The organism is Bacillus sp. 01N42_2 (assembly GCF_056399565.1).
Genome location: NZ_JBFTRO010000012.1, coordinates 28,756 through 55,231, shown reverse-complemented (window position 1 = coordinate 55,231; position 26,476 = coordinate 28,756). Strand labels below are relative to the sequence as shown.

Below are 26,476 nucleotides of genomic sequence, written 5' to 3'. Positions count from 1 at the left end.
TTAGGCACGCCGCCAGCGTTCGTCCTGAGCCAGGATCAAACTCTCCGATAAAGTAGTTTGACTGACTACGCACATCGCTGTGCGATTTATTTAAAACTTTGAATTAACAGGTACGTTTTGTCTTGTTTAGTTTTCAAAGATCATTTTGTCTTTCGTTCAAGCGACTTTATTATTATATCTTATCAATCTCTTGAAGTCAATAACTTTTTAAATTTCTTTTTTCGTCAGCGCCTTGTTTAGCGGCAACGAATAATAATATACCACCTCACAAATAATAGTGCAATAGTTTTTTAAAAGAAAATCAAAAAAGCTTTATGAACGGCTTGTTTATAAAAAAGCGCCGTGCTGCGATATGCAGAAACGGCGCCTTTCCTTTTATTAGCGATGTCTCATTTGAGGGAATAATAAAACGTCTCTGATAGACGGAGCATTTGTTAACAGCATGACAAGGCGGTCGATGCCGATACCTAATCCTCCGGTCGGCGGCATGCCGTACTCAAGAGCTTCAACGAAGTCTTCATCCATCATATGCGCTTCATCGTTTCCTTCTTCTCTTTCTTTTAATTGCGCTTCAAAACGTTCTCTTTGGTCGATAGGGTCATTCAGCTCCGTAAATGCGTTAGCGTGCTCACGGCCGACGATAAACAGTTCAAAACGGTCTGTAAAGCGCGGATCCTCAGGATTTTTCTTAGCAAGAGGCGAAATCTCTACAGGGTGGCCGTAAATAAATGTAGGCTGAATGAGTGTTTCTTCAATTTTTTGTTCGAAGAATTCATTGATGATATGGCCCACCGTCATTGAGTTTGTGATCTCGATACCATGTTCTTTTGCATGGCCGCGGGCTTCTTCAACAGTCATCTCATTCCAGAAATCTACGCCTGTAGCTTCTTTGACCGCATCTACCATATGGAGTCGTTTCCATTCAGGTTTCAGATCAATCTGCTCTTCACCGTACTGGATTGTGGTGCTTCCCAGCACTTCCTGCGCAATATGTGCAACGAGGTTTTCCGTCAGGCTCATAATGTCCTTATAATCAGCGTACGCTTCATACAGTTCGATCATCGTGAATTCAGGGTTGTGGCGTGTAGAAACACCTTCATTACGGAACACGCGTCCGATTTCGTAGACTTTTTCCAGCCCGCCGACAATCAGGCGTTTCAGATGAAGCTCAATCGCAATACGCATATAAAGTGGCATATCCAGCGCATTATGATGCGTGATGAACGGGCGCGCAGATGCCCCTCCCGGTATGCTGTGCATTGTAGGTGTTTCGACTTCTAAGTATCCATGGTCATCTAAGTATCTTCTCATCGCTTGGATGATTTTGCTGCGTGTGATAAACGTTTGTTTGCTGTCAGGGTTTACGATCAGGTCAAGATAACGCTGACGGTAACGCTGTTCAACATCTTTTAATCCATGATATTTATCAGGAAGAGGACGCAGTGCTTTTGTCAGCAATTCAAAAGATGTCGCTTTGACAGACAACTCGCCTACGTTTGTTTTGAAAACTTTCCCGGTGATGCCGATAACGTCTCCGAGGTCTGAAGATTTAAAGATTTCATATTGTTCTTCGCCGACACTGTCTTTTCTTACGTAAATTTGAATTTGACCCTCTAAGTCCTGCAGATGGGCAAAGCCGGCTTTTCCTTTTCCGCGCTTTGTCATCATACGGCCTGCAATGGTAACTTCAATCGCTTTTTCTTCCAGTTCTTCTTTAGAAAGCTCTTGGTAGGCGTCAATGATCTGCTGAGATTGATGTGTTCTCTCGAAGCGTTCGCCGAAAGGATCAATGCCGTTTTCTCTCAGCTGGTTCATTTTATCGCGTCTGACTTGCAGCTGGTCGTTCAATTCCTCATGATTTTGCTCTTCTTGACTCATTGTTATCACTCCATTACAGATATTGTTTCATGAAAAAAGCAGAAAAACTGCCAGCACAAAACTAGCAGTGAGCAGCAAATAGAGGTGAGTATTATCCTACTTTTGCGTTTTGAAGTTCTTTCGTCTCAACTTCAACCGTAAATGCATCTAAAAGCTGTACAAACTCTTCTCTTGTCTCACATTGATTGATTTCATTGCGAACATTCGCATTGCCTTTTACGCCTTTCAAATACCATGCAGCGTGCTTTCTCATTTCTCTTACCGCTACCTTTTCACCTTTTAAGTTAATCAGGCGGTCAAGGTGCAGTTTGCATACTGACATTTTTTCACGGACTTTCGGTTCGTCTTTTAACTCACCAGTTTCAAGGTACTGAACCGTACGGTAAATCATCCACGGGTTGCCGAGTGCGGCACGGCCGATCATGACGCCGTCAACACCGGTTTCCTCGAGCATGCGTTTCGCATCCTGAGGCGTTTTGACATCGCCGTTTCCGATGACAGGAATAGAGACGGATTGCTTTACTTCTTTAATGATATCCCAGTTCGCAGTGCCTTCATACATTTGCACTCTTGTGCGTCCGTGCATCGCAACAGCTTTTCCGCCGGCACGTTCAACAGCCTGGGCGTTTTTCACGGCATAAATGTGATCTTCATCCCAGCCCATTCTCATCTTCACTGTGACGGGCTTATCAACAGCATCTACTACTGCGGATACCATTTCATAAATTTTATTCGGATCGAGAAGCCATTTTGCTCCCGCGTCGCATTTTGTAATCTTCGGCACAGGGCATCCCATGTTAATATCAATAATATCAGCCGTCGTATTTTGATCGACAAACTTAGCCGCTTCTACAAGGGTTTCTTTCTTCCCTCCGAAAATCTGCAGGCTGAGAGGTTTTTCTCTCTCCTCGATGTAGAGCATTCCCATTGTTTTCGCGTTGTTGTACAGAATGGCTTTGTCACTGACCATTTCCGCACATACGAGTCCCGCTCCGAATTCTTTAACGGTAAGACGGAATGCGGCGTTGCAGACTCCGGCCATCGGAGCAAGAACCACTCTGTTTTTTAACTCAATATCACCGATTTTAAACACTATTCGTCCTCCTTTCCTGCATTTTCAGGCGGAGCCAATTCCTCCGCGCTTATATTTAAAGCATCAGCAGCGTCACGAATGATCGAAGCTGACGGCAAACGGTTTCCGCGTTCAATCTCGCCGAGAATGGAAACTGAAATACCTATCGCTTTTGCAAACCCTTCTTGAGTATACCCCTTCAGCTTTCTGAATGCACGAATTCGTCTACCCCAGATTTCTGCTTCCATACGCTTACACCTTCTTGGTTTGTTTCATCGCTTATCGTGATATGATCCGCATGCGGACAAATTTCTTTTAACGGCGCTAGGACAAATAAGCGCTCGTACATTCTCGGATGCGGAACAATCAGCCGCTCTGTTTCAATATTTTCACGATTATACAGCAAAATGTCAAGGTCTGCCGTTCGCGGCCCCCAGCGGATTTCTCTCGTTCTGCCTAATTCAGCTTCAATGCTCTGCGTCACGTCAAGAAGTTCGAAAGGAGTCAATGACGTCTTCACTTCAACGGCCATATTGAGAAACTGATCTTGATCTTCATAACCCACGGGATCTGTTTCATATATGGAGGACACCTTCGACACCGTCACGCCATCATGCCGGCTGAGCATGGCCACTGCGCGCCGCAAGTAACGTTCACGGTCGCCCATGTTGGACCCGAGACCGATATATGCCGTGTTGTTCATGATTTCGTTCTCGTCATTTCTATGGCTACTGATTTATAATGACCGGGAATCGGCGGATCAGGCTTAACAACCTTTACCGTACATTGCCGCACCGGCTCAAATTTCTTAAGAACGGTGTCTGCGATCCGCTCCGCAAGCGTCTCGACCAAATTGACGGGCTCGCCCTCAACGATGCCGCGGCAGACGCTGTACAGCTCCGCATAGTTAATAGTGTAAGAAAGGTCATCTGTTTGTCCCGCTTTGCTCAAGTCCAGTTCGGCAGTCAGGTCTACTTTGAAACGCTGGCCGAGTTTGTTTTCTTCTTCGAACACACCGTGATATCCGTAAAACTCCATACCTTCTACATATACTTTATCCATAATGCGCGCCTCCTTTGTTCAACATAGCATCCATCATCTTCGTCATTCTTGCGATCTCTTTAACATCATGCACCCTCACAATGTCGCAGCCTTTCTGAACGCCAAGGCATACTGTCGCCCCTGTCCCCTCTGCACGTTCCTCAGGAGGGAGGTCAAGCACATGGCCGATGAATCTTTTTCTTGATGTCGCCAGGAGCAGCGGATAACCTAACCCGCTGAATACTTCCAGCTTGTTCATGACAGCCAGATTGTCCTCATAGTTTTTCGCAAAGCCGATCCCCGGATCCAGAATCATATTTTCATCTGAAACGCCGGCATCCGCGGCAATTTTTACGCTTTCCATTAAGTCTGCAAGCATATCAGGAATAAGATCGTTATAATTTCTTTCTTTTCGATTATGCATTAAGATAATCGGAACTCCGTGTTTGGCTGCTACCGGCGCCATGTCAGGGTCACCTTTCGCCCCCCAGATATCATTGATGATAGAGGCGCCCGCTTTCACCGCTTCGTCTGCCACGGACGCTTTGTACGTATCAATTGAAATCGGAACGTCCAGTTCGCTTGTGATCCGTTCTATGGCGGGGATTACACGCGACAGTTCTTCATCAGCCGACACGAGTGATGCGCCGGGCCTTGTCGATTCGCCGCCGATATCTATGATATGCGCTCCTTCTTCAGCCATCTTCGCCGCATGCAGAAGCGCTCTTTCCGTACTGTCGTATTTTCCGCCGTCAGAGAAGGAGTCTGGCGTTACATTTAAAATTCCCATAACGAGTGTCTTCTCTTTATAGGACAAAGCGCCTTTTTTTGTATGAATCAGTTTAGGCTGTTCAATCGTTTGCTGCGCCATTTTGTTCCTCCTCCTTTACATTCATTTTGTTTATTTCCTGCTGATACTGCTTACGGAGCAATTGCACCGTTTTTCCGCTCACTCCGGGCAGCGGCACTTCCTCTATTTTAGAAAACGGGATAATTTCAAGCACGGAGTTTGTCATCCATGCTTCATCCGCTTCAAGCATTGATTGAAAACGGAATCGGCCTTCGGCAATCTCTGTCCCCTGCCGTTTCAATTCATCAATGACAAACTGCCTCGTTACCCCGTCGAGAATGCCTGTATCCAAGGATGGCGTAAAGACCTTGTCTCCTTTTCGCCAAAACACATTGGAGACAATGCCTTCCGCGACATCTCCTTCTCGGGTCAGGAAAATCCCTTCAAGATTCGGATCATTGCCGATTTCTTGTTTAGCATACATATTGTTTAAATAGTGATGGGATTTTAACCGAAAAGATCCTTCAGGCGTATTTCTCCGGACAGAGAGAAGTTTGCCTTCTTTTTCAAGAGGCAAAGCTTCCGGATTAAGCCGGCTGACGAAACAAAGGACGGTCGGCTTGTCATAAGTCTGGGCAGTAAATCCTTTATCGCTGACGCCTGCCGAGACGTTAAGCCGGACACGCGCGCTGCCGTCCTTGATGTCATTGAGGTGCAACAGGCTTGCAAGCATATCAAGCAGCTCCTGTTTATTCACCTCATACGCAATCCGCAAATCCCGAAGCGCCCTGTTGAGCCTGGCGACATGCGCATCCGGCAAAAACGGCCGGCCGTTATAAAGCCTGAACGTCTCAAACGCGCCGATCCCGTACAGATAACCATGGTCAAAAGGAGAAAGCGCCGCTTCTTTCTCCTCTATATATTGACCATTCAAATATATAATCACACCGTCACTTCCTTCTTACGGTGTGTCTCAATAAAGTTTCTGAGCATCTCTTTGCCGAAGGAGGTCATGATGGATTCCGGATGGAACTGAACACCTTCAACAGGCAGCTCATTATGGCGGATTGCCATAATTTCTCCTTCTTTGGTTTGAGCGGATACCGTAAAGCAGTCAGGCAATGTGTCCGCTTTGACAATAAGCGAGTGGTACCGGGTGGCGACCAGCGGATTTTGCAGGCCTTTAAAAATCGTCTGTCCGTCATGCATAATGTCTGACGTTTTGCCGTGCATGAGCCGCTCCGCTCTGACGACATCTCCTCCGAACACTTGTGCGATCGCCTGATGTCCGAGACATACGCCGAAAATAGGAATGCTGCCGGCAAAATGTTTGATGGCCTCGAGGCTGATTCCCGCTTCATCCGGACTGCACGGCCCAGGTGAAATCATCAAGAAATCCGGCGCCAGCTCTTCTATCTCTTCAATCGTAATCCCGTCATTCCGTCTGACGATCAGTTCCTCTCCAAGCTCGCCCAAATATTGAACCAAGTTGTACGTAAATGAATCATAATTGTCAATCATTAAAATCATCTCTGCTCACCTCATCTAATTTTTTGTCTCTTCTTCGCTCAGCTCTAACGCCTTTTTCATGGCAAAAGCTTTTTTGAACGATTCCTTGTATTCGTGCTTCGGAACCGAGTCAATGACCACTCCTGCTCCGGACTGCATAAAAGCATGTCCGCCGGCTGCATAGATCGTCCGGATCACAATGTTAAATTGCAAATCTCCGTTGAAGCCGAACCAGCCTATAGATCCAGTATAAAGCCCCCGTCTTGTCGGCTCAAGCTCTTCTATAATTTCCATCGTTCTCACTTTGGGTGCTCCGGTGATGGTGCCACCCGGGAAAACCGCATGAATAATGTCTGTCGCGTCATATCCGTCCTGCAGCTCCCCCTGTACATTTGACACGATATGCATGACGTGCGAATATTTTTCGATCGCCATAAACTCGTTAACCCGCACGGAGCCGTAGCGCGATACGCGGCCGAGATCATTGCGCTCCAGATCAACAAGCATGACGTGTTCCGCACGTTCTTTCTCGTTGTGAATTAATTCATCAGCCAGCGCCTTGTCTTCTGCATCGTCTTTTCCTCTTGAACGCGTACCCGCGATCGGTCTTGTTTCAAGCTTCTTCCCCTTTTTCGTCACCAATAGCTCCGGCGACCCGCATATCACTTGAAAACCCGGTGTCTCAAGATAAGCCATGTAAGGAGACGGGTTGACGTTTCTCAAATGTTTATACACCTCATACGGGTGAACGGATAAAGATTGGGATTGCCTGATGGACAGATTAACCTGAAATACATCGCCGCTCGCGATATATTGCTTAATTTGTTCTACGGCCTGTGAAAATCCTTCTTCAGTGAACGGAGCGGCATACGATCCGTCTCCTTCCCGGCTCAGCGGAGAAAAAGGCTCGTCCCGCGTTTGACGGGAGCGCCACATATCCTCTAATCCGGACAGCTTTGCTTCCGCAAGCTCCGCTTCTTCCGCTTCGGTATGGGTAATGAGCCATAACGCCTCAGCCTCATGGTCGAAAACGGCCACATCATCAAAAACGAGAAAGTATATATCAGGTGTTTCCAAATCATCTAAAGACAGCATTTTAAAATTCTCAATGTATCGGGCATAGTCGTAACTGATAAATCCAATCGCGCCGCCTTGAAAATCCGGGAACTCATCGTTTGTTTCCGTCCCAAGCGTCTCAAACCAATCATGAAAAGCCCGCAGCGGGTCACCTTCTTTAAACAGTGTTTCCCCTTCATGCTTGATCGTTGTGATTCCGTCTTTCCCTCTGACGGACGCAATCGGATCTAGACCGGCTATACTGAATCTTCCCCCTCTCGCGCTTTCGAGCAGAACATGCCGTTTTCTCGATTTCGAAAGGTTCTCATATTGCTGTAAAAATGCTTGCTTCGTAAAAGGTATCTTTCTTCCTGCCGGTCTGCGTTGTGCCATCTTATCAATCCTCTGCTTCGTTTTTCTGTAGTTTTATTTTAAAGCAATCATACTGGTGAAAAAAGTGAATTTCTCTTCCAACCATAAAATTCGAAACGTTTTTTGGATTTTCGATGCTTCAGGCACAAAAAAAAACTCCCGGATACAGCCGGGAGCCGTGTGTATGTCTCTATTCAAACTGATAAAGCGGGGTGCTTAAGTAACGTTCTCCATTACTAGGGATGATCGCAAGCACTTTCTTGCCTTTACCCAGTTTTTTCGCGATTTCCAGCGCCGCGTAAATGGCCGCTCCGGAAGAAATACCGCCGAGAATCCCTTCTTCTTTTGCCGTTTTACGGGCATATTCAAATGCATCCTCATTTTTGACGGGAATGATCTGATCATAGATGTCTGTATTCAATGTTTCAGGGACAAAACCCGCTCCGATACCCTGGATTTTATGCGGACCCGGTTTTCCGCCAGAAAGAACTGGAGAATCCGCCGGCTCTACCGCATAGATTTTGATGGATGGATATGCTTCTTTCAGCACTTCACCCGCTCCTGTGATGGTTCCGCCCGTCCCGATACCGGCCACGAACGCATCAAGCTGTTCGTCTCCAAACTGTTCGACAATTTCTTTCCCAGTCGTTTGGCGGTGAATTTCCGGGTTTGCCGCATTGTTGAATTGCTGAGGCACAAAATAACCGTGTTCCTCTGCAAGCTCCTCCGCCTTTTTAATGGCGCCCTTCATTCCTTCTGCGCCGGGAGTCAGCACAAGCTCTGCTCCGTATGCGCGCAGCAGATTGCGTCGCTCCATGCTCATCGTATCAGGCATAACGAGAATGGCTCTGAGACCTTTTGCCGCTGCCACCATCGCAAGACCGATTCCTGTATTTCCGCTTGTCGGTTCAATGATTGTGTCGCCGGCTTTTAATTTGCCTTCTTTTTCAGCCGCTTCAATCATCGCTGCTCCGATACGGTCTTTTACGCTGCTGCCCGGATTCATGTATTCAAGCTTCAGATATACATCTGCGCTGTTTTCATCCGTCAGGCGATTCAATTTCACAATAGGAGTATTTCCGATTAGTTCAGTAATAGAATTTGCAATACGCACCATGTTGGACACCTCAATTTCCGACTAAATTTATTGGTATTATAAATATAAGTTATCAATTTCAAAATTTTTTGTCAATCATTTAGTTCTTTTTTCCCCGTAGAACCAAGAGACTCCCGCCTCTTTCCACAGCGTTTTGACTGTCGCCTTATCACCTAATTGATCCATCGCGATCTGACGTCTGATTTGGCTCTTCACTTCATTATATGAGAAAGTTCTCGCCTTAAGCTTTTCTTTCAGCTGAATGACGGCGTATCCTGAAGAAACTTTAATCGGTTCAGCGGACCATTCATTTTCTTTGAGATTTTTGGCTTCTGTGATATATGCCTGCGGGATATTCTCCTGGTTTTCCGTGACAAAGCCGAGGTCTCCGCCATACTGAGACGTGTATCTGTCAGTGGAACGCTCTGCGGCGACGGCTTCAAAGCTGGAACCGCCTTTCAAATCAGCAAGCACCCTGTCCGCTTCTCCTTTGCTTTTGACGACGATGTGCCGGATTCTGTAAGAATCATCAAATTGATACAGTTCTTTATTTTTATTATAAAATGATTGCATTTCCTTATCCGATATATCGATGTCCTTCGTCAGCAGTTCCTCAAGAAGAATGTTGTAGCGGATCTGGTCTTTCCATTCGTTTTCCGTAATATGATCGTCTTCATAAAATGAATTATTCACCGCTTTGATTAAAAGAAATTCACGTTCCAATTCGCTGTTTGAAACTGTGAGTTTATTCTTTTTCGCAAGCTCTTCCACTACTTGTGTATTAATCATGTCTTCCAAGGTTGATTTTCCGTATTGGTCTTCCATCTTTTTCATCCAGTCCTGCCGCGTGATATGTTTATCACCGATTGTCGCGATGGATTCTTCAGATGACCCTGCAGCTTGGGATTTTGTTAACTTATACGCGACTGCCACGCTGCATACTAACAGCGCCGCTACAATAATCGTCAAAAGTGTTCTCGGTTTCAAAATCTACCCCATCCCTTTTTTAAAATAGAACAACCCGCTAAAGAGCTAGCGGGTTGTTTCGTCACGAAGCTCTTCCAGTTCTTCTTTTGTAAATAAATATTTCTCATTACAAAAATGGCAAACCGCTTCGGCTTTTCCGTCTTCTTCTATCATATCTTGTATTTCTTTTTTGCCTAGTCCTAAAATGGCTGCTTCGAAACGATCTTTAGAACAAGAACAGTGAAATTTAACCGGCATAGTCTCAAGTATGTCCGGTTTCTGGCCCAGTACTTCTTCTAAAATTTCTTCCGGCGTCAGGCCTTTTTGAATCAATTTTGAAATCGGTTCGATTTGAGATAATTGCTTTTCAATTGTTGAAATGGTTTCTTCATCAGTCCCCGGAAGAAGCTGAATAATGAACCCGCCGGAAGCGAGAATCGTGTTATCAGGATTCACAAGCACTCCTACACCGACAGATGAAGGGACTTGTTCAGAAGAAACAAGGTAGTATGTGAAGTCGTCACCGAGTTCACCTGAGACAATTTCTACTTGTCCCGTAAAATAATCACGCAAGCCTAAATCTTTTACGACACTAAGTGTTCCATCCGTTCCTACCGCCCGTCTCACATCCAGTTTTCCCTGCTCATTGAGGTCAAAGTGAACGTGCGGATTTGATACGTATGCTCTGACTTCGCCCTTTGCATTCGCATCTGCGATGATGGCGCCGATCGGCCCGCCGCCTTCTATTTTGACGGTCAGCTTATCTTCACCCTTCATCATCGCTCCGAGCATCAGAGACGCTGTCATCGTCCGGCCGATTGCGGCTGATGCCGTCGGCCATGTGTCATGCCTTCTTTGCGCTTCATTTACCATATCAGTCGTTCTGGCTGCATAAGCCCGAACTTTACCGTCATATGCAATTGCTTTAATTAAATAATCCATCGTTTACCTCCTATACGTGACCCACGCGATTTCGCTCATAAATGATTTCCAGCCCTTTTAAAGTAAGAAACGGGTCAACAACATCAATACAGTCTGATTCATTTGCGATTAATGAGGCAAGACCGCCTGTCGCAATGACTTTCGGTTCTTGTTTGGCCTGCCATTTCATCCGCTTGACAATGCCTTCAACTTGTCCGACATAGCCGAAAAGGATGCCGGACTGCATGGCGCTTACCGTGTTTTTGCCGATGATATTGTCCGGTCGGGCGATTTCAATTCTCGGAAGCTTGGCCGCGCGCGAGTACAGCGCTTCCGTTGAAATCGTAATGCCGGGAGCTATCGCGCCGCCCATATATTGTTTGTTTTCATCAATGTAGCAATACGTCGTCGCCGTTCCGAAGTCAACGACAATTAAGGGGCCGCCATACTGATGAATCGCCGCAACGGCATTGACAATCCTGTCTGCTCCCACTTCTTTCGGATTGTCATATTTTATATTTAAACCTGTTTTCATCCCCGGGCCGACAACCTGCGGCTCGATGTGAAAGTATTTTGTGCACATTCTTTCTAAAGAGAACATAATCGGCGGCACCACGGATGAGATGATAATTCCTTCGATCTGTTCAAACATGAGTCCGGAATGTTCAAATAAGGAGCGGAGCAGCATGCCGAATTCGTCTTCTGTTTTGTGTCTGCTCGTTTCTACACGCCAATGATATTCTAATTCACCATCATGATATACACCAATCACGGTGTTGGTGTTCCCCACATCTATAACCAGTAACAACCTCTATCACCACTTTTGAATAGTTTCTAATCATAACTTTTTCAACATTCTACAATACCATACACGATCTGCGGCTCTTTTGTAAACAAAACGGAACCAGTAAAAAAACCGCCGGTATAAGCCGGCGGTTTTCATATCGGAAAACGAACTATTCTTTCGGTTCGTCTTTCTTTTCGTCTTCTGTTTTAGACAGAATGTTTACTTTCACATCGTCTTTTTGAAGATGGTCATCTGAGAAATTGCGCTCTGGGAGTTTTCCATGATCCACGAGATGCTTGATTTGTTCCGCATCTAATGTTTCCACGTCTAGCAATGTCTGAGCAATCAATTCAAGCTTATCGCGATTTTCAGTCAGGATGGTTTTCGCACGCTCATAACATTCTTTAATGATGCGCTGAATTTCCTGATCGATTTCGTAAGCGATCTGATCACTGTAGTTTTGCTCGTTGTTGAAATCCCGGCCCAGGAATACTTGACCGCCTTGAGATTGACCGAACTGGAGCGGTCCGAGTTTTTCTGACATACCGAACTCCGTCACCATTCTTCTGGCAATGTTCGTTGCCCGCTGGAAGTCATTGTGAGCCCCGGTGCTGACTTCGCCGAAAATAATTTCTTCGGCAACGCGTCCGCCCAGAAGACCGACAATTTTGTCGAGAAGCTCAGGCTTTGTCTGGAAGTAGCGGTCTTCTCTCGGAAGCATGACCGCGTATCCGCCTGCCTGCCCCCTCGGAACGATCGTTACTTTATGAACCATATCGGCTTCATCCAGCACAAGTCCGATAACGGTGTGACCGCCCTCGTGGTATGCCACGATATTGCGTTCTTTTTTCGAGATGACGCGGCTCTTCTTCGCAGGACCCGCAATAACACGGTCCGTTGCTTCATCAATGTCGCGCATATCAATTTTCTTCTTGTTTTGACGGGCAGCAACGAGTGCCGCTTCGTTAAGAAGGTTTTCTAAATCTGCGCCTGAGAAACCAGGTGTTCTTGAAGCGATTGCTTTTAAGTTCACCGTCTCATCAAGCGGTTTGTTTCTCGCATGGACCTGCAATACGGCTTCACGGCCGATGACATCCGGACGGTCTACCGTAATCTGACGGTCAAAACGTCCCGGACGGAGCAATGCAGGGTCAAGAATGTCCGCACGGTTTGTCGCAGCGATAATAATGATTCCTTCATTCGCACTGAAACCGTCCATCTCAACAAGCAGCTGGTTCAGCGTCTGTTCGCGTTCATCATGCCCGCCGCCAAGACCGGCGCCGCGCTGACGTCCTACCGCGTCGATCTCATCAATGAAGATCAGGCAAGGCGCATTCTTTTTCGCATTTTCGAATAAATCACGCACACGGGAAGCACCGACACCGACAAACATTTCAACGAAGTCAGATCCGCTGATGCTGAAGAAAGGAACGCCAGCTTCACCGGCTGAGGCTCTCGCAAGCAATGTCTTACCGGTTCCCGGAGGTCCGACCAGCAGCACGCCTTTAGGAATTCTGGCGCCAAGCTCGGCGAATTTGCGGGGATCTTTCAGAAACTCAACAACCTCAACAAGCTCCTGCTTCTCCTCATCCGCGCCGGCTACATCTTTAAACTTCACGCGTTTCTTTTCTTCCGTATACAGCTTCGCTTTGCTCTTTCCGAAGTTCATGACACGGCTTCCGCCGCCCTGAGCCTGATTGAGCAGGAAGAAAAACAGAATAAAGATGATGACAAACGGAATGATCGTCGTTAAGAACGTCACCCACCCGCTTGTTTCCTGTGCGGGATCAACTTTTACGTCCGTCTTTTTAATTGCGTCAAATATCTGGTCTGCTCCTTTTCCTTCAGGAACATGTGTTAAAAAGTACTGGTCTTTGTCGTATTTTTTCAGCTGTCCTTTTACCTCATAAACACCTCTGACAGGCTGAACCGATACGCTATCAACTTTCCCTTCATCGAGGTTCTTGATAAACGTACTGTACGACATATTTTCTGTTTTCGGGTTTGAAGTCTGGAAGTAACTCACAACCCCGATTACTACTAATAAAATAAGTAAATAAAAAATGGTATTACGGAAGACCCGATTCATTCCTTACCTCCTCCCACAGTAAGCACAACTATGTTCAATAGTACCATAGAAAATCATTCCAATACAACCGATAACCATCTCGGAAGCAGGCAGCCGATCAGCTTTCATAAATCGCCGGTTTCAACACTCCGATGTAAGGCAGATTGCGATAGCGTTCGGCATAATCAAGTCCGTAACCCACAACAAACGCGTCAGGAACTTCAAAGCCTACGAAGTCTGCTTTAATGTCCGCTTTTCTTCCGCTTGGTTTATCCAACAGGGTAACAATCTTAATTGATTTCGCTTTACGATATCGGAAGAGTTCTACGAGATAGCTCAAGGTTAACCCACTGTCGATAATATCTTCAATGATTAAGATGTCCCGGCCTTCTACAGATGTATCCAAATCTTTGATGATTTTGACTTCTCCGGAAGAAACCGTGGAATTTCCGTAGCTTGATACATCCATGAAGTCCATTTCCAAATATGTATCAATATGCTTTATAAGATCAGCCATAAAAGGGAGCGCTCCCTTTAACACACCGATTGCCAACGGAAACGTGTCGCTGTACTCGCTTGTTAATTGTTCTCCAAGCTGTTTTACTTTCTGCTGGATCTCATCTTCTGAAATCAGCACTTTTTCGATATCTTGTTTCATGTTAATGCTTGCCCCCTACACTTTTCATGCTGTCTATATTGTAATACAATGCGGTCACTGTTTGAAATCACAAGATTGTCAAAGATGGATTTTTTCAAGCCAGGCAGCCAGATAATTTCACCGCTCGCATCCGTTACAATCGGCCATTCGTCCCGATCACGCAGAGGCAGTTTATGATCAATAAATATATCTTTTACCTTTTTCGAGCCATTCATCCCTTTAAGTTTGATCCGGTCGCCGATTTTTCTCGTCCGGATTGTTAAAGGAAATTGCACCTTATTTCTGCTTGTTATAAAAACAGCATTCCCATTTTTGATATGAGGGTCGGCCTGATCGGCCACCTCTATCATAAAGCCGTTGGGCAGAACAGCAGTCTCACCTTCTGCTCCTTGCAGCTGCAGCTCAAAGGGAATCTTTTCACACTGCCATTGTTCAAATGTAAACAAACATGTCTGATATGATTTGACCACCTTCAGCCCTTTCGGAAAATCAAGCACTCCTGAGGCGCTTCCGTTTTCTGCCCATTCAAGAAACTGCTGGATATGGCGGGCGGAAAACGACGATGGAACGTTTTCATAAAGATAGTTTAATATTAGTTGAACTCCTCTTCTTTGTAAAGGTATCGGAAGGGCAAGCAATTGAGAGGAATTGACTTCAACTGATGTGTCAGACTTGCTTGTAATAACCTTATTCATTCGTTCTTTCGTTAATGACTGCAAGTATTGTTCGTCTTCTGTCAGTGCTTCACTCACCTTTTGAAACATTTTATGAACGTCAGGTGATTCTTGTTTTAAAAAAGGAAGCACGGTCTTTCTGAATCTGTTTCTTGTATAATCGTCTTTTGTGTTGCTCTCATCCGTTCTGTAGGACAGCCCTTCTTGACGGCAGTATTCAAGAATTTCATCTTTTGCCGTATAAAGGAAAGGTCTGATCAGCAGGCCGGATGCGAATTCGCGGACAGGCTGCATTCCCGCAAGCCCCGCCCCGAGCGTACCTTTCGCAAGCCTCATGAGCATTGTCTCAACTTGGTCGTCGCCATGGTGAGCCAGCGCTAAAAACTTTGCTTGGTGTTTTGCCATCAGCTCTTTAAAAAACTGATATCTGCAATCACGCGCGGCAGCCTGCTTGTTCAGCTTATTCTTCCTTGCATATGCGGAAACATCAATCTGTACCGCTTCGCAAAGGATGTGTTCCGCCTCGCAATATGACTGCACAAACTTCATATCTTCTTCAGATTCAGGTCCTCTGAACTGATGGTCGACATGCGCCGCAATGATAACGGAGGAATGCCCGAAGTGCTTATTCAGCATGCTGAGAAGCGCCATTGAATCAGGGCCTCCGGAGACTCCGGCTATAATCGTTTCTCCCTCCGCCTGAAGATGATATGTTTTGAAAAAATCTTCCACGCTTTTCACAATGTCCCCCTCACGATGAGCAGGTTTTTTAAAGATATACATATCCTATCACTTTCATTCCCTCCAAGCAAAGAAGAAGCATGAACATCGGCGTCCGGCCGGCATTAGATGAGAAAAAAGACGATGTAAGCGAAATAAAGGGCGAGAACGCTGATTAGAATAAGTGTTGTTTCAAACAAACCATTGTGTTTTGCGGGCTTTTGTTTTGGTTTATACCGCGTCTGAGAAACAGTGCCCTGCCGCGGTTTCGCCTGCTGCGCCTTAGGCTTGGCGGCGGTTTTCCTTTTGCCCCCCGTGCTCTGCCCCGCCGTCAGGATGTCATGTTTCATCGCTTCAGCAGACGGATATTGCCCGTTTAAAGCAGAAAACAGAACCTTCTTATACTTATTCAAAAACGGGTGGCCTTCAATAATAGAACGAAGCTGTTCTTTCGGCTGTCCTGTCTTTTTGCACTCTTTCTTCTGAACACAGTGGATCATGATCATGGCTGCAGCAAACAGGTCATAGGATGGTTCCGCTTTTCTTGTTCCATACCCCCAATAGCCCCTGTCGTAAAACTCCGTATACTCTTTAATCGCGCGCCCCTGTTTTGTCGTTCCCCCTACATCAATGCAGCGAATGGCAGCCGGAGGTCCGGTTACAATGAGGTTTTCCGGCTTGAGGTCGCCAAAGACCCACCCTTGCTGATGAAGGACAGACAGACTGGAAAGAAGCTGCACCATCAGCACCGGAATCCACTCCGTTCCCTTACTGCTGATATATTGCGGAAGAAGCGGCCCTTCTATGTACTCCATCACGTAAAAAGAGACATTTTTATTCAGTTGCGGTATAAAGGCATCATCCGCATCAAAAAAAGAAGGCCCCATCGTTTGCGACCGGGCCTTTGAAAAGGATTTTAAGACATTCACTTCAGAGGTAACAGACATGCTGTCGCTGCTTATTTTCAAAGCGACATGTCCCCCTGATGCTTCTGCCAGATATACAATACCGTTAGCCCCTTTGCCAAGCTGCTTGAGCAATCTGTAGGATTTGCCGTTCCACTTGCCACGGATTTCCGTTCCCGGTGCCAGACTACATGCCAAACTCGTTAAAGCGTCGTTCATCATCTGCCAACATGCTCCTTCTTGAGCGGATTCTTTCAAACTGCTGTGCCGCTTCCCGGATAGCAGGACCCGTAGGGGTGATACCGCCGGTTGACAGCTTCGCAAAGAGAGCGGAAAGCGATTCAAGCTTCGGCGTCCAATTCAGCACAAGCTCAACTTCCTGGCTTTTCCCGGGAAATATACACATGGCAAATTCATTGTGACCGGCCCGGGAATTTAAACTGATGGAAAGATCAATCAGCGCTTCTTTCACCGTCGGCAGTTTCGGCGCCATACTCGCACTCGTATCAACCAGCACAAGCACTTGCAGATGAACCGTTTCGCCGAGTTCATCAACCACTTCCATCACTTCGCCGCGTTTTTCCGGAGAAAGTTCTTCCATTTCAACGTTTTTCCCTAAAATGTGTTTAAGCTCTTGATTGACGACACCTTGAAGTGTCTGGGTCATTGCTTTTTTTGTCACCATTTGAACCGTTTGAGACAATTGAGACGCATACACAACTTGATGGACGCCGCCTCCGGCCATGGCGATCCCTTCAACTTCCTTCATTGCCTCTTGGTCAATCGCGTTTTCTTCCATAATTCCTATAACATTCACCGTAATCCCCTGCTCCTTGGCGAAAGCCGCCATTGCGATCGGGTCTTCACCATGATTGGAGCAGCCATCTGTAATCAGCAGAACTTGATTTAAATGTCCCTTATTCACATTCATTCCTCCCGGTGATACGATTAGTCCCATCTTCGCCAGAAGGAATGTGATTTATACGAAAGGATTAAGAAATCTCCTTATTATTTTGGAAAACCGCCGGCACCGGTATGGATGCCCATTTCGGTGTATTGTGGTCAATCCGGACGACAACGACCGTCATATCGTCTTCGATTTGGCCCGCACGTGTTCTGATGACCTCTTCCATTAATATATCAGCGATTTCCTGCGGGTCTTCGGTTTTCAGCCCTTTCATTTTCCGTTTCATCCACAGGTCGTGGTTCTCTACGTGCTTCGGCCCTTCAAAAATACCGTCACTCATCATGACGAGCAGATCTCCCGCTTTCAGCTGTTCACTTACGACCTCCACATCAAATTCATTGATGATGCCGATCGGCAGATTGCTGGCCTGAACTTTCATGACTTGATCTCCCCGCTTGATAAAACTCGGCGTAGAACCGACCTTCAAGAATTTACAGCTTGCATCCTGAAGATCAATGATAGAAAGATCGAGAGTTGAGTAGATTTCATCTGTCGTCCGTAAAGACAGAATGCTGTTGATCGTTTTGATCGCGATTTTTTCATCAATCCCCGATTCGAGAATTTTTTCGAGAAGTTTAATCGTTTCATTGCTCTCATAATGGGCCCTCGCCCCATTGCCCATGCCGTCGCTGATCGCGGCCGCATACTTTCTCGCCCCCAGTTCCATCATGCTGTAGCTGTCGCCGGAGACAAGGCCCCCTCCTTTTGCCGCGTGAGCCGCGCCTGTCGATACCCGGTAAGACTTGGTCGAACCGAACGCGACATGGCTGTAGCCATTCGGATGAGCCGAGTGCTGTTCGCTTTTGACAAGTATCTGCTCCTCAAGAATGTCAGACAGCATCGGAGCGATAATTTTCTCACTCTCGCCATGCCCGCCGCTGAACGGGATTGTCATTTCAATATCAATATTGCCCTGCTCCAAGCTGTATATCTCGACATGCTGAATCTCGATTCCGAAATGCTGAAGCGCCTCTATCATTTGTTCTTCCTGAATAAAATGCTGCTCCCTCTCCCGTTTTATTTCCCGAGAAAAGTCCGCCATGACCTCAGAAACCCCCAACAGCTGCTCGGCAACAAGCCTTCTGCTGTCCTGAACTTTTCTCTTCAGGGTCAGATGGGCGTGATGATGGGCAAGTTCGTCTTCAATCAGCTCTTCCACCTGTCTGGATTTGGAACAGTGCTGCTGAAACTCCTTTTTTAATCTGCGGTTTGAGGCATACTGTTTTTCCTCTGTTTCATGCATAACTTGTTTCATTAAATCATATGTTTTATCAAAGTTTTGAACCCAGCATTTGCTTTTCTTATAACAGGATTGGCAGGAATGCTCGGTGATTTTGCTTAAAAAGAGATCCACTTCCCCTTCTTCAGCCTGCTCATCGGAAGACGTCTGATGAAAGGTGGCGAAGCTCTCCGACAAGGCATGAAACACATTGGAGAACTGATCTACTTTCTGGGCAGTGACATCTCTGATTTTTCTCGCGTACTGCTGCTGTTCCTGACTGTGCTCAGCAGTGCCCGGTATGTATCGCGCCACCTTTTTCGTAATCGACTGGGGCGTAATTAAAAACAAGGCAACGGCAATCAAAGATTCGTAAAGGGTGGTCATTAACCCGGCAGACCCTTCTCCATATAATGATATCAGCAGTGAGCCGATCACCAATCCGACTGCGGCGCCGGCTTTCTTGCCTTCCTTCAGCAGTCCGCCAAGAAGCCCGGAAAACGCAAGCAGACTCATTTGATAGAGATTGCCGATATTCGCAAGCCCGAGAATCAGCCCGGTCACAACACCGACAGTACAGCCGATGCTTGCTCCGCCGACAAAGGAAAAACTCAGAACGACATAACGGGCCAGTATGTGTTCGGCCTGCATTCCCTGAAACGAAACGCCTGCAAGACCGGTTAAAACGGATGCGATCAAGATCATAAAACAGATGATTTCTTCTATTTTTAATGATTGTTTCACTTTTTTGATCGTGAAGATCGGCAGACTTTGCAAAAAGATCAGCGTCAAAATAAAGGCCAAGCCAGCCTCGACAACAGCCATCACATAGTCATAAGTGGTAAAAGCGCCGCTATCAATATATACAAAACCGATTCTCGCGGCAGCCATAGAGAAAAATACTACGATCGGCAGCATCTTCACCCGGTCCTGCATGATATATGTACCGATTTTTGAAAATAGAGTAAAGACGGCTAAAGCTGTGAGAATCAGCAAAGAGTGTTTCGGCGAAATGGTTAACGCGCCTGCAAGCAATGACAGACAAGCATAGAAGGCTTTATCTCTTCTGATCAAAAGCATCGCCCCGAAAAACGGCAGCGCAAACGGAAGAACCTCAGATAATATAAAAGCCCGTCCAAGCAGAAAACCGATCACGACATAAATGAAACCCTTATAGAAAAAAAATGAATGCGCCTGATGAACCGCAAGCTTTGCAGCCTTTTCAAAAAACGATTGCAGTTTTTCCAGAGCTTGTCCCGCCAACGGCCCGTTCACTCTTCTTTCCGCTTTTTCCATTGCTCTCATCCCCCACCTGTTTTATTCGTTGCTTGTCATTATAAATGAAAGCACAGATAGGATTTTGTCAAAAGAAGGTAACGATTCCAAAGAACTCTTCGACGCTTTCTCCCTTGTTCCCCTTTCCTTTCTTATTTCCTCCGACATTTCTCAAAAAGTTGTCTAAATATGAAAAAATCGGCTTCTGCAACAGAAGCCGATTTGCTTGATGACCCGTACGGGATTCGAACCCGTGTTACCGCCGTGAAAGGGCGGTGTCTTAACCGCTTGACCAACGGGCCAAAAATATATGGTAGCGGCGGAGGGGATCGAACCCCCGACCTCACGGGTATGAACCGTACGCTCTAGCCAGCTGAGCTACACCGCCATATAAGTGCTTATAAGCACAAGTTATATAATACAAAGGTTTCTTCATTCCGTCAACAGAAACTTTGAAGTTTTAATTTTCTGACTACATGGATGTTTACAAAAAAAAGCACCCGCGGGATAGACGGATGCTCCAATGTATTTATAGAAAGCAGCAAGTTATCCTCTTCTTGCTCCGCGCCCTCCACGTTTTGATTCCGTGTTTCGTTTTAAAGATGATAAGCGGTCTTCGCTATCTTTAAGAAACTTGTTCATTTTCTGTTCAAAAGATTCTTTCGGACGGAAATCATTTCTAGGTCTGGCTTGCGGACGGTCTTTAGCTTTTTTAATTGATAAACCAATTTTCCCGTCTTTTTCAACGTTGATGACTTTCACTTCAACTTGATCGCCGACTTTTAAATGCTCGTTAATGTCTTTCACATAATTATCGGCTACCTCACTGATATGAACGAGACCGGTTGAGCCTCCAGGCAATTCAACAAATGCTCCGAAATTTGTAATACCTGTTATTTTCCCTTGCAACTTGCTGCCAACTTCAATCGACATAAAAAAAGTGCTCCTCCTTAGGCTTATAAAAAGATCGTTTGTTTAATTATACCTAAATAAAATTTTAAGTGTCAACAAGGCTACTTGCTCTTCTTTTCTACATTAAAGAGAATCTCACCATTTCCTGACATAAACAAGTCTCTTCTGGCAAGCTCTGTGACGTAATCCTCATCCTTTAATTTGGAAATTTCATCTTTTAAATCAGCCTGTTTCGCGTCCAATTCTTTCACTTGTTTTTCCAGCTGAGCTTTCTTTTCTTCGTTTGCGCTAAGGGAAGAGGTCTGTGACCACAGAGAACCCGCTAAGACAATAGCCGTCAACAACACAAGGGCGCCGAATACGATCAACCGTCTGAAAAGCCCTTTCCGCCTTCTTTTCATAAGCTGGGATTGCCGCTCAACCTGCTCTTTATAGTCGTTTTGAATTTCAGTTATTGTACGTTCTCTAGATAGATTCAAACCAGACGGTCCTCCTTTCATCTTTTCAAAATACGTATCATGGTCGATCTGATTGTTATGATTAGTTTCTTGCTCTTTTGTAAAAATCCTGCACTTTTTTGAAAATATCGTTTGAAAGTAAGACGCCACTTTTCAGGAAGAAGTTTCAATAATTGTTTCAACAGGAAGAACAGCGGATGCAGCAAAAACGTTACGATCTTAAAAAGACACTTCACAAAAAAGGCGCTCACCCGATAGGAGTATAAAGAAATAAACGTGATCAGTCCGATGAGCAGCTTAAAAAGCAGAACCACCGGACGGAACAGCACATGCTGAATGAGCTTTTTTGCGAATTGGTAAAGAGATACCGCAAGATGGATGGCGAATTTCAGTATTTTTATATACATTCGTTTAAACAGGCTTTGGTACGTCGCAATTCCCAGTAAGACAGCCAAGAAAATGTATATCCTGAGTTCACCTTCATTCACGTTGAGCAGCACATAGAAAAACAGCAGACCTTGTACAATCCAAAAAAGAAGGTCATGAATGAATAACAGCCATCTGGCCGTTTTGGCGCGGCTGACAAACAGCCTGTATGTATCAAGCGACGCTCCGAGCCAGGCGCCCATACCGGTCATTGCCAGCATCGTATAAAATTGGGTCGTCAGCGTCATTTAAACAACTTGCTAAAAAACCCTTTAGCTTTATCCCCTTGCTGCTCGTCTAAATATACAAGGTCAAACACCCTGCCCTTTATAGATACAATCCCTTTTTCCACATCAAGGTTTTTCATCTGCAGGTTCTCGCCTCTGACGGAAAGCATTCCCATAACCGTTTCCAGCAAAAACTCTTCGTTGTCAAAACTTTCTACATGCTTGACGCCCGAAATGTCTAAATGCTTTCTCCCTTTCATCGTCACATCATGCTGTTCCGGAACAGAAGAAGAACCTTTTTGCTCATAATATGAATTCATCTATTCAGCCCCCATATCCTCGATACTTTTAGCATTATTACTGCATTGTATGAGGCGGGAGCTTTGTTTAGAACAAGCCTATTCGCCGAGTTTTTCTTCTTTGACGATTGTATACATGCCCGCGGCTTCTTCTTTTTTGGTTGTTTCTTTCAATTCGTTTACCTTTACCGTGACAAGCTTTTGGCCGAAGCGAACCGTCAGTTCATCGCCGGCTTTTACGTCTGAGCTGGCTTTCGCCTGATTCCCGTTAACGGTGATTCTCCCCTGGTCGGCGACCTCTTTCGCCAAAGTGCGGCGCTTAATTAATCTGGATACTTTTAAAAACTTATCAAGTCTCATATTTAGAATCTCCTCTCCATTTCTTTTGCTTCATCCCACAATTTGTCCATTTCCTCAAGTGACATTGCGGTCAATTCAAGTCCCTTTGCCGCCGCTTCTTTCTCAATATAAGCAAAGCGTCTGCGGAATTTGTCATTTGTCATGGCGAGCGCTTCCTCAGGCTCAATTTTATAGTATCGGCCGATATTGACCAATGCAAATAAAACATCGCCGAATTCAGCTTTTAAGCTGATTTCATCTGCTGATTCGGCGGAAGCCTCCGCAGAAAATTCCTTCAGCTCTTCATTTACTTTCTCCCATATATCCTGAACGTCATCCCAGTCAAAGCCGGTTTTTGCGGCTTTTTTCTGAAGCTTGGCCGCTTTTGCAAGAGAAGGCAGTGTTTTTGGCACGGCATCCAGCAATGAAGAGGATGTTGTTTGCTTTTCCGCCTTTTTGATTTCTTCCCAGTTGGCGACGACATCATGTTCATCCTGAACCTTAACATCCTTAAACACGTGCGGGTGCCGTCTGACCATCTTGGCGCTGATGTCTCTGATGACATCATCAATTGAGAAATACCCTTCGTCTTCTCCGATCTGGGCATGAAGCATAACCTGAAGCATGACATCCCCGAGCTCTTCTATCATGTGATCCGTGTCCTCTTCGTCAATGGCCTCAAGCAATTCGTAGCATTCCTCAATCATATATTTCTTTAATGACTGGTGTGTCTGCTTTTGATCCCACGGACAGCCGTTCGGCCCGCGAAGCTCACGAATAATTCTTCGGAATGCGGAAAATTCCTGGTAAAGGAGTTCTTCTTTTTTAATCGGCGGAACATACACACTTGTTAAGTTATTTATCTCTACATTGCGGTCAAGTTCAAACAAAGGCACTTTGGTGATCTTTTCTCCCTTGCTTCCGGCTGCCGTTACGATGACCACTTCATAATCGTCAGGCAATTTCTCCATAAGCGTCAGCTTCACCTCAGAGGCCGTCATTTGGTCATAAACCTGGCAAATGATCAGGTGATGGCGGAGCTCAAGCTCATCCGGCGTCATTGTTTGCGCATCTGTAAATTGAAACCCTTCAATCGGATCAATCCGCAATGCATTAAAGGTGGCATCCAGAAAGCTTTGTCCTCCGGCGGTATGAACCGTCACCTGCTGTTCTTCCCGGCGTTCAAATAACAGCTGAACGGTTTTCTCAGCGACAAACGGATGGCCGGGTACAGCGTAGACGACATCCTCTTGCTTCGCTTTTTCAAACAGAATGTCCGTGATCTCTTCATAGACCGCTTCAAACTGATCGTGCTTTTCATAAATATCATCAAAATACCGGATATCCGCTGCAGCCTCTTGCTCTAATTCCGGAATCAAAGGGTGGTCTTTCGTTCTTATATATAGATGCTTCGCCTGAGTCAGCAGCTTATGTACGCCCACTGTCAACTGATCCATGTCACCGGCGCCGAGGCCGACGACCGTAATGTTACCTGCCATGTTTTTCTCTCCTCTTGTTCAATTTGCTTAAAGCATTGCCGAAAGGAAGGCTGCTCAGCTCTTCGTCCGTAAATATCTTCATTCTCATCATACAATAAATAAACAAAAGCCCCCCTATGACTGACGCAGACAGACTCTCACATACTGCTCCGGTTCTGCTGACGGGAACGAATAACTGCCAAAGCTTCGTATACACGAGCAGAAAAGAAGCCATCAGCAGAGTGCACCAGCACAAACGGGCAATTATGCCGCCGATATTCGTCAGCCAGCCCTTCGACCAAATTCTCTGCAGATTCAGGCACGCAACTGCGGCAAATGCCAAGACGGTCGCCAGCGCCGCTCCTGTAATACCCCAGTCCGGGACCAGCCAAACATTCAGCACCCATTTCAGCACCCCTCCCGCCAAGACGGACACGGCGGGGAAGACGGTATGTCCCGCGCCTTGCAGGATCGCGGCTGCCGTAAGCGCAATCGAAGCAAAAAAGATAGATAAACTGAATATTTGTAAGGGCTGCGTCCCTTCACTGTTTTGGAAAAGCATGATGTTCACCGGTTCTAAAATGCAAAAAAGTCCGGCCGATGCGCCGATTCCTACCGCAAGGCAGAGCTTAATGGCAGAGGTCGCTTTCTCTTTTATAATAAACGGCTTGTTCCCATGCACCGCTTTTGAAATGGAAGGAACAAGAGATGCGGCGATACTGACGGCAAACACGGTTCCCAGCTGAAGGAGCGGCTGTCCGCGGTCATATATGCCTTTCAGCTGTTTCGCAGCATGGCTCTTTGTCCCGTCTGACAGCAGTGAATATAAGTTTAAGGCGTCTACGAGCTGAATCAAAAGCATGAGTACACTGCTGATACAGATGGTGACTGAATAAAGCAGCAGCTTTTTTACAATGATACCTGTTTCGATATGTCCGATGTCTGTCTTCTTGTCTTCCTGCTTGTACCAGAATAAGGCCAATACGCAAAGAGCCGCCAAGCTTCCGGCAATTGATCCCGAGGCTGCCCCCGCACCTGCCGCATATAATGAACGGCCGCTTTTCAAAAGCCAGAAAGATAAACCGAGAAGCACCGCCACACGGAGAAGCTGTTCGGTGATCTGGGATAAGGCGGACGGCATCATATCATGCACGCCCTGGAAATACCCCCGAAAAACCGCCGTAAACGGAAACAGTATAAAAGCGAACGCCGCTACCCGTATCAGCAGTTCAAGGCGGGCGTCACCCATAAAACCGGCCAACGGCGCCGCGCCGGCATACATGAGCACAAACAGTATAAGTCCGGCCGCCGTGACATAAAGGGCGGAAATTTTCATTATTTTTTGTTTATGATTGCTATAATCGTTCATTAATTTTGAGATGATCACCGGAAATCCGGATGTTGAAAGCATGACCGCGATGCCTAAAAACGGATACACCTGCTGATAAATGTAAAATCCGACGTCACCGACAATATTCTGAAAAGGAACTCTGTACACGGCGCTTAATATCTTTGTCACGATGCCCGCAACAACAAGCACAAAAGCACCTTTCCATGCCGATTGCCGTTTGACGCCAACTGAATCGTTCATCCAAAAGCTCCTTCCAGCCGCTAGAAAATTACGTCTATAAAACGAGCTTATTATATCACAATCCTAACGGCCGAACCGATAGTGAGCACATATGAAAAAGAACAGCACTTGTTTAAGAGCTGTTCTTTCCCCGTTTCTTATTTCAATAATGGTAATAAGACCTACTGTTCCATTTGTCTCGCCAAAAAGCTGGCTGCCGTTTCTACCGCTTTGTGTTCTACCTCTCCAAGTGCCTGTTCTTTAGAAAAAATGACCACGGCACCGATAGGATCGCCATTCGCCACGATAGGAGCGATTGTATAGGAGCTCATGTCTTCATCAATGTCATTAACAAGCTGTGCGGATTTTACGTCATTTTCCAGCACCGAGCTGCGCTGGTCCATCGTTTTTTCAAGCAAATCGCTGATGGATTTATTCAGAAATTCTTTTTTGGAGCTGCCCGAAACGGCAATATACACGTCACGGTCGCAAATCAAAACGGAATGACCGAGACTGTCATACAATGCATCCGCATATTCTTTCGCAAAATCGCCAAGCTCACTGATAGGAGAATATTTTTTCAATATAACTTCTCCGTCGCGGTCAACGAATATTTCAAGCGGGTCTCCTTCCCTGATTCGCAGTGTTCTCCGAATTTCCTTAGGGATGACGACCCGTCCTAGATCATCAATACGACGTACAATACCTGTAGCTTTCATCTCTCTGGTGCCTCTCTTTCATGTGATGATATTTAAGGGAAAGTACTAAAGCTCTTTACTTTATGTAGCTTCCG

At 46.0% G+C, this 26,476-nt stretch carries 27 protein-coding genes and 2 tRNA genes; all 29 read right to left on the bottom strand.

The window, feature by feature from the left end:
• Window positions 1–378: 378 nt before the first annotated feature.
• Window positions 379–1,878, bottom strand: a complete 1,500-nt coding sequence (gene lysS / locus AC1DN5_RS18680; protein ID WP_016936549.1) for a lysine--tRNA ligase — start codon at window positions 1,876–1,878, stop codon at window positions 379–381.
• A gap of 91 nt (window positions 1,879–1,969) precedes the next feature.
• On the bottom strand, window positions 1,970–2,971 hold the full coding sequence (dusB, locus tag AC1DN5_RS18675; protein ID WP_016936548.1) for a tRNA dihydrouridine synthase DusB: 1,002 nt from the start codon (window positions 2,969–2,971) through the stop codon (window positions 1,970–1,972).
• Window positions 2,971–3,198: a helix-turn-helix domain-containing protein gene (locus tag AC1DN5_RS18670; protein ID WP_016936547.1), complete on the bottom strand. Its 228-nt coding sequence runs from the start codon at window positions 3,196–3,198 to the stop codon at window positions 2,971–2,973. Before AC1DN5_RS18670 ends, dusB begins: the two co-directional genes overlap by 1 nt.
• Window positions 3,150–3,653 carry a 2-amino-4-hydroxy-6-hydroxymethyldihydropteridine diphosphokinase gene (folK, locus tag AC1DN5_RS18665; protein ID WP_047478118.1) on the bottom strand — a complete coding sequence of 168 codons (504 nt, stop codon included), beginning with the start codon at window positions 3,651–3,653 and terminating at the stop codon, window positions 3,150–3,152. The genes AC1DN5_RS18670 and folK overlap by 49 nt, the downstream gene beginning before the upstream one ends.
• Window positions 3,650–4,012 (bottom strand): dihydroneopterin aldolase, encoded by a 363-nt coding sequence (folB, locus tag AC1DN5_RS18660; protein WP_045926517.1) that lies wholly within the window; start codon window positions 4,010–4,012, stop codon window positions 3,650–3,652. The genes folK and folB overlap by 4 nt, the downstream gene beginning before the upstream one ends.
• The gene (folP, locus tag AC1DN5_RS18655; RefSeq protein ID WP_016936544.1) at window positions 4,005–4,862 is read right to left on the bottom strand and encodes a dihydropteroate synthase; all 858 of its coding nucleotides are present in this window, start codon (window positions 4,860–4,862) and stop codon (window positions 4,005–4,007) included. Before folP ends, folB begins: the two co-directional genes overlap by 8 nt.
• Entirely contained in the window at window positions 4,843–5,727 is an 885-nt protein-coding gene (pabC, locus tag AC1DN5_RS18650; RefSeq protein ID WP_366970192.1) for an aminodeoxychorismate lyase, read from the bottom strand. The genes folP and pabC overlap by 20 nt, the downstream gene beginning before the upstream one ends.
• Complete coding sequence (gene pabA, locus AC1DN5_RS18645; RefSeq protein WP_366970193.1) at window positions 5,724–6,311, bottom strand: aminodeoxychorismate/anthranilate synthase component II; 588 nt, start codon at window positions 6,309–6,311, stop codon at window positions 5,724–5,726. Before pabA ends, pabC begins: the two co-directional genes overlap by 4 nt.
• A 15-nt stretch (window positions 6,312–6,326) precedes the next feature.
• Window positions 6,327–7,739 carry an aminodeoxychorismate synthase, component I gene (gene pabB, locus AC1DN5_RS18640; RefSeq protein ID WP_366970194.1) on the bottom strand — a complete coding sequence of 471 codons (1,413 nt, stop codon included), beginning with the start codon at window positions 7,737–7,739 and terminating at the stop codon, window positions 6,327–6,329.
• Between the two features lie 169 nt (window positions 7,740–7,908).
• Window positions 7,909–8,835, bottom strand: coding sequence for a cysteine synthase A (cysK, locus tag AC1DN5_RS18635; RefSeq protein ID WP_366970195.1), 927 nt, complete (start codon window positions 8,833–8,835; stop codon window positions 7,909–7,911).
• A gap of 75 nt (window positions 8,836–8,910) precedes the next feature.
• Window positions 8,911–9,801, bottom strand: a complete 891-nt coding sequence (locus AC1DN5_RS18630) for a peptidyl-prolyl cis-trans isomerase (protein WP_366970196.1) — start codon at window positions 9,799–9,801, stop codon at window positions 8,911–8,913.
• A 45-nt stretch (window positions 9,802–9,846) separates the two neighbouring features.
• The gene (hslO, locus tag AC1DN5_RS18625; protein ID WP_047478107.1) at window positions 9,847–10,722 is read right to left on the bottom strand and encodes an Hsp33 family molecular chaperone HslO; all 876 of its coding nucleotides are present in this window, start codon (window positions 10,720–10,722) and stop codon (window positions 9,847–9,849) included.
• Window positions 10,723–10,732: 10 nt separating this feature from the next.
• The gene (locus AC1DN5_RS18620) at window positions 10,733–11,509 is read right to left on the bottom strand and encodes a type III pantothenate kinase (protein ID WP_016936538.1); all 777 of its coding nucleotides are present in this window, start codon (window positions 11,507–11,509) and stop codon (window positions 10,733–10,735) included.
• Between the two features lie 148 nt (window positions 11,510–11,657).
• Window positions 11,658–13,577 (bottom strand): ATP-dependent zinc metalloprotease FtsH, encoded by a 1,920-nt coding sequence (gene ftsH, locus AC1DN5_RS18615; RefSeq protein ID WP_004264608.1) that lies wholly within the window; start codon window positions 13,575–13,577, stop codon window positions 11,658–11,660.
• 97 nt (window positions 13,578–13,674) lie between these two features.
• Complete coding sequence (gene hpt / locus AC1DN5_RS18610; protein ID WP_004264611.1) at window positions 13,675–14,214, bottom strand: hypoxanthine phosphoribosyltransferase; 540 nt, start codon at window positions 14,212–14,214, stop codon at window positions 13,675–13,677.
• Window positions 14,211–15,629: a tRNA lysidine(34) synthetase TilS gene (tilS, locus tag AC1DN5_RS18605; protein ID WP_029575221.1), complete on the bottom strand. Its 1,419-nt coding sequence runs from the start codon at window positions 15,627–15,629 to the stop codon at window positions 14,211–14,213. The genes hpt and tilS overlap by 4 nt, the downstream gene beginning before the upstream one ends.
• A 104-nt stretch (window positions 15,630–15,733) precedes the next feature.
• The gene (locus AC1DN5_RS18600; RefSeq protein ID WP_016936536.1) at window positions 15,734–16,735 is read right to left on the bottom strand and encodes a protein kinase domain-containing protein; all 1,002 of its coding nucleotides are present in this window, start codon (window positions 16,733–16,735) and stop codon (window positions 15,734–15,736) included.
• Window positions 16,701–17,438, bottom strand: coding sequence for a vWA domain-containing protein (locus AC1DN5_RS18595; protein ID WP_327813708.1), 738 nt, complete (start codon window positions 17,436–17,438; stop codon window positions 16,701–16,703). The genes AC1DN5_RS18600 and AC1DN5_RS18595 overlap by 35 nt, the downstream gene beginning before the upstream one ends.
• A gap of 67 nt (window positions 17,439–17,505) precedes the next feature.
• Window positions 17,506–19,995, bottom strand: coding sequence for a stage II sporulation protein E (gene spoIIE, locus AC1DN5_RS18590; RefSeq protein ID WP_366970197.1), 2,490 nt, complete (start codon window positions 19,993–19,995; stop codon window positions 17,506–17,508).
• Window positions 19,996–20,204: 209 nt separating this feature from the next.
• Window positions 20,205–20,276, bottom strand: a tRNA-Glu gene (locus AC1DN5_RS18585).
• A gap of 9 nt (window positions 20,277–20,285) precedes the next feature.
• A tRNA-Met gene (locus AC1DN5_RS18580) sits at window positions 20,286–20,362 on the bottom strand.
• A gap of 158 nt (window positions 20,363–20,520) precedes the next feature.
• The gene (locus tag AC1DN5_RS18575) at window positions 20,521–20,907 is read right to left on the bottom strand and encodes a S1 domain-containing RNA-binding protein (protein WP_004264630.1); all 387 of its coding nucleotides are present in this window, start codon (window positions 20,905–20,907) and stop codon (window positions 20,521–20,523) included.
• Window positions 20,908–20,987: 80 nt separating this feature from the next.
• Window positions 20,988–21,365 carry a cell division protein DivIC gene (divIC, locus tag AC1DN5_RS18570; RefSeq protein WP_016936533.1) on the bottom strand — a complete coding sequence of 126 codons (378 nt, stop codon included), beginning with the start codon at window positions 21,363–21,365 and terminating at the stop codon, window positions 20,988–20,990.
• Between the two features lie 17 nt (window positions 21,366–21,382).
• Entirely contained in the window at window positions 21,383–22,018 is a 636-nt protein-coding gene (gene yabQ, locus AC1DN5_RS18565) for a spore cortex biosynthesis protein YabQ (protein WP_016936532.1), read from the bottom strand.
• Window positions 22,015–22,317 (bottom strand): sporulation protein YabP, encoded by a 303-nt coding sequence (gene yabP / locus AC1DN5_RS18560; protein ID WP_004264638.1) that lies wholly within the window; start codon window positions 22,315–22,317, stop codon window positions 22,015–22,017. Before yabP ends, yabQ begins: the two co-directional genes overlap by 4 nt.
• A 78-nt stretch (window positions 22,318–22,395) precedes the next feature.
• Window positions 22,396–22,656: an RNA-binding S4 domain-containing protein gene (locus tag AC1DN5_RS18555; RefSeq protein ID WP_007409934.1), complete on the bottom strand. Its 261-nt coding sequence runs from the start codon at window positions 22,654–22,656 to the stop codon at window positions 22,396–22,398.
• Window positions 22,657–22,658: 2 nt separating this feature from the next.
• Window positions 22,659–24,134, bottom strand: a complete 1,476-nt coding sequence (gene yabN / locus AC1DN5_RS18550) for a bifunctional methyltransferase/pyrophosphohydrolase YabN (protein WP_327813711.1) — start codon at window positions 24,132–24,134, stop codon at window positions 22,659–22,661.
• Window positions 24,124–25,704: a putative polysaccharide biosynthesis protein gene (locus tag AC1DN5_RS18545; protein ID WP_327813712.1), complete on the bottom strand. Its 1,581-nt coding sequence runs from the start codon at window positions 25,702–25,704 to the stop codon at window positions 24,124–24,126. Before AC1DN5_RS18545 ends, yabN begins: the two co-directional genes overlap by 11 nt.
• 161 nt (window positions 25,705–25,865) lie before the next feature.
• Window positions 25,866–26,402, bottom strand: coding sequence for a stage V sporulation protein T (gene spoVT / locus AC1DN5_RS18540; protein WP_016936529.1), 537 nt, complete (start codon window positions 26,400–26,402; stop codon window positions 25,866–25,868).
• Window positions 26,403–26,476: the final 74 nt, after the last annotated feature.

Excerpts from the sequence above, each read along its gene's own strand:
- lysS (WP_016936549.1), bottom strand. The coding sequence starts at position 1,878 with ATGAGTCAAGAAGAGCAAAATCATGAGGAATTGAACGACCAGCTGCAA.
- AC1DN5_RS18670 (WP_016936547.1), bottom strand. The coding sequence starts at position 3,198 with ATGGAAGCAGAAATCTGGGGTAGACGAATTCGTGCATTCAGAAAGCTG.
- folK (WP_047478118.1), bottom strand. The coding sequence starts at position 3,653 with ATGAACAACACGGCATATATCGGTCTCGGGTCCAACATGGGCGACCGT.
- folB (WP_045926517.1), bottom strand. The coding sequence starts at position 4,012 with ATGGATAAAGTATATGTAGAAGGTATGGAGTTTTACGGATATCACGGT.
- folP (WP_016936544.1), bottom strand. The coding sequence starts at position 4,862 with ATGGCGCAGCAAACGATTGAACAGCCTAAACTGATTCATACAAAAAAA.
- pabA (WP_366970193.1), bottom strand. The coding sequence starts at position 6,311 with ATGATTTTAATGATTGACAATTATGATTCATTTACGTACAACTTGGTT.
- pabB (WP_366970194.1), bottom strand. The coding sequence starts at position 7,739 with ATGGCACAACGCAGACCGGCAGGAAGAAAGATACCTTTTACGAAGCAA.
- cysK (WP_366970195.1), bottom strand. The coding sequence starts at position 8,835 with ATGGTGCGTATTGCAAATTCTATTACTGAACTAATCGGAAATACTCCT.
- hslO (WP_047478107.1), bottom strand. The coding sequence starts at position 10,722 with ATGGATTATTTAATTAAAGCAATTGCATATGACGGTAAAGTTCGGGCT.
- ftsH (WP_004264608.1), bottom strand. The coding sequence starts at position 13,577 with ATGAATCGGGTCTTCCGTAATACCATTTTTTATTTACTTATTTTATTA.
- hpt (WP_004264611.1), bottom strand. The coding sequence starts at position 14,214 with ATGAAACAAGATATCGAAAAAGTGCTGATTTCAGAAGATGAGATCCAG.
- AC1DN5_RS18600 (WP_016936536.1), bottom strand. The coding sequence starts at position 16,735 with ATGATGAACGACGCTTTAACGAGTTTGGCATGTAGTCTGGCACCGGGA.
- spoIIE (WP_366970197.1), bottom strand. The coding sequence starts at position 19,995 with ATGGAAAAAGCGGAAAGAAGAGTGAACGGGCCGTTGGCGGGACAAGCT.
- AC1DN5_RS18575 (WP_004264630.1), bottom strand. The coding sequence starts at position 20,907 with ATGTCGATTGAAGTTGGCAGCAAGTTGCAAGGGAAAATAACAGGTATT.
- yabQ (WP_016936532.1), bottom strand. The coding sequence starts at position 22,018 with ATGACGCTGACGACCCAATTTTATACGATGCTGGCAATGACCGGTATG.
- yabP (WP_004264638.1), bottom strand. The coding sequence starts at position 22,317 with ATGAATTCATATTATGAGCAAAAAGGTTCTTCTTCTGTTCCGGAACAG.
- AC1DN5_RS18555 (WP_007409934.1), bottom strand. The coding sequence starts at position 22,656 with ATGAGACTTGATAAGTTTTTAAAAGTATCCAGATTAATTAAGCGCCGC.
- yabN (WP_327813711.1), bottom strand. The coding sequence starts at position 24,134 with ATGGCAGGTAACATTACGGTCGTCGGCCTCGGCGCCGGTGACATGGAT.
- AC1DN5_RS18545 (WP_327813712.1), bottom strand. The coding sequence starts at position 25,704 with ATGAACGATTCAGTTGGCGTCAAACGGCAATCGGCATGGAAAGGTGCT.
- spoVT (WP_016936529.1), bottom strand. The coding sequence starts at position 26,402 with ATGAAAGCTACAGGTATTGTACGTCGTATTGATGATCTAGGACGGGTC.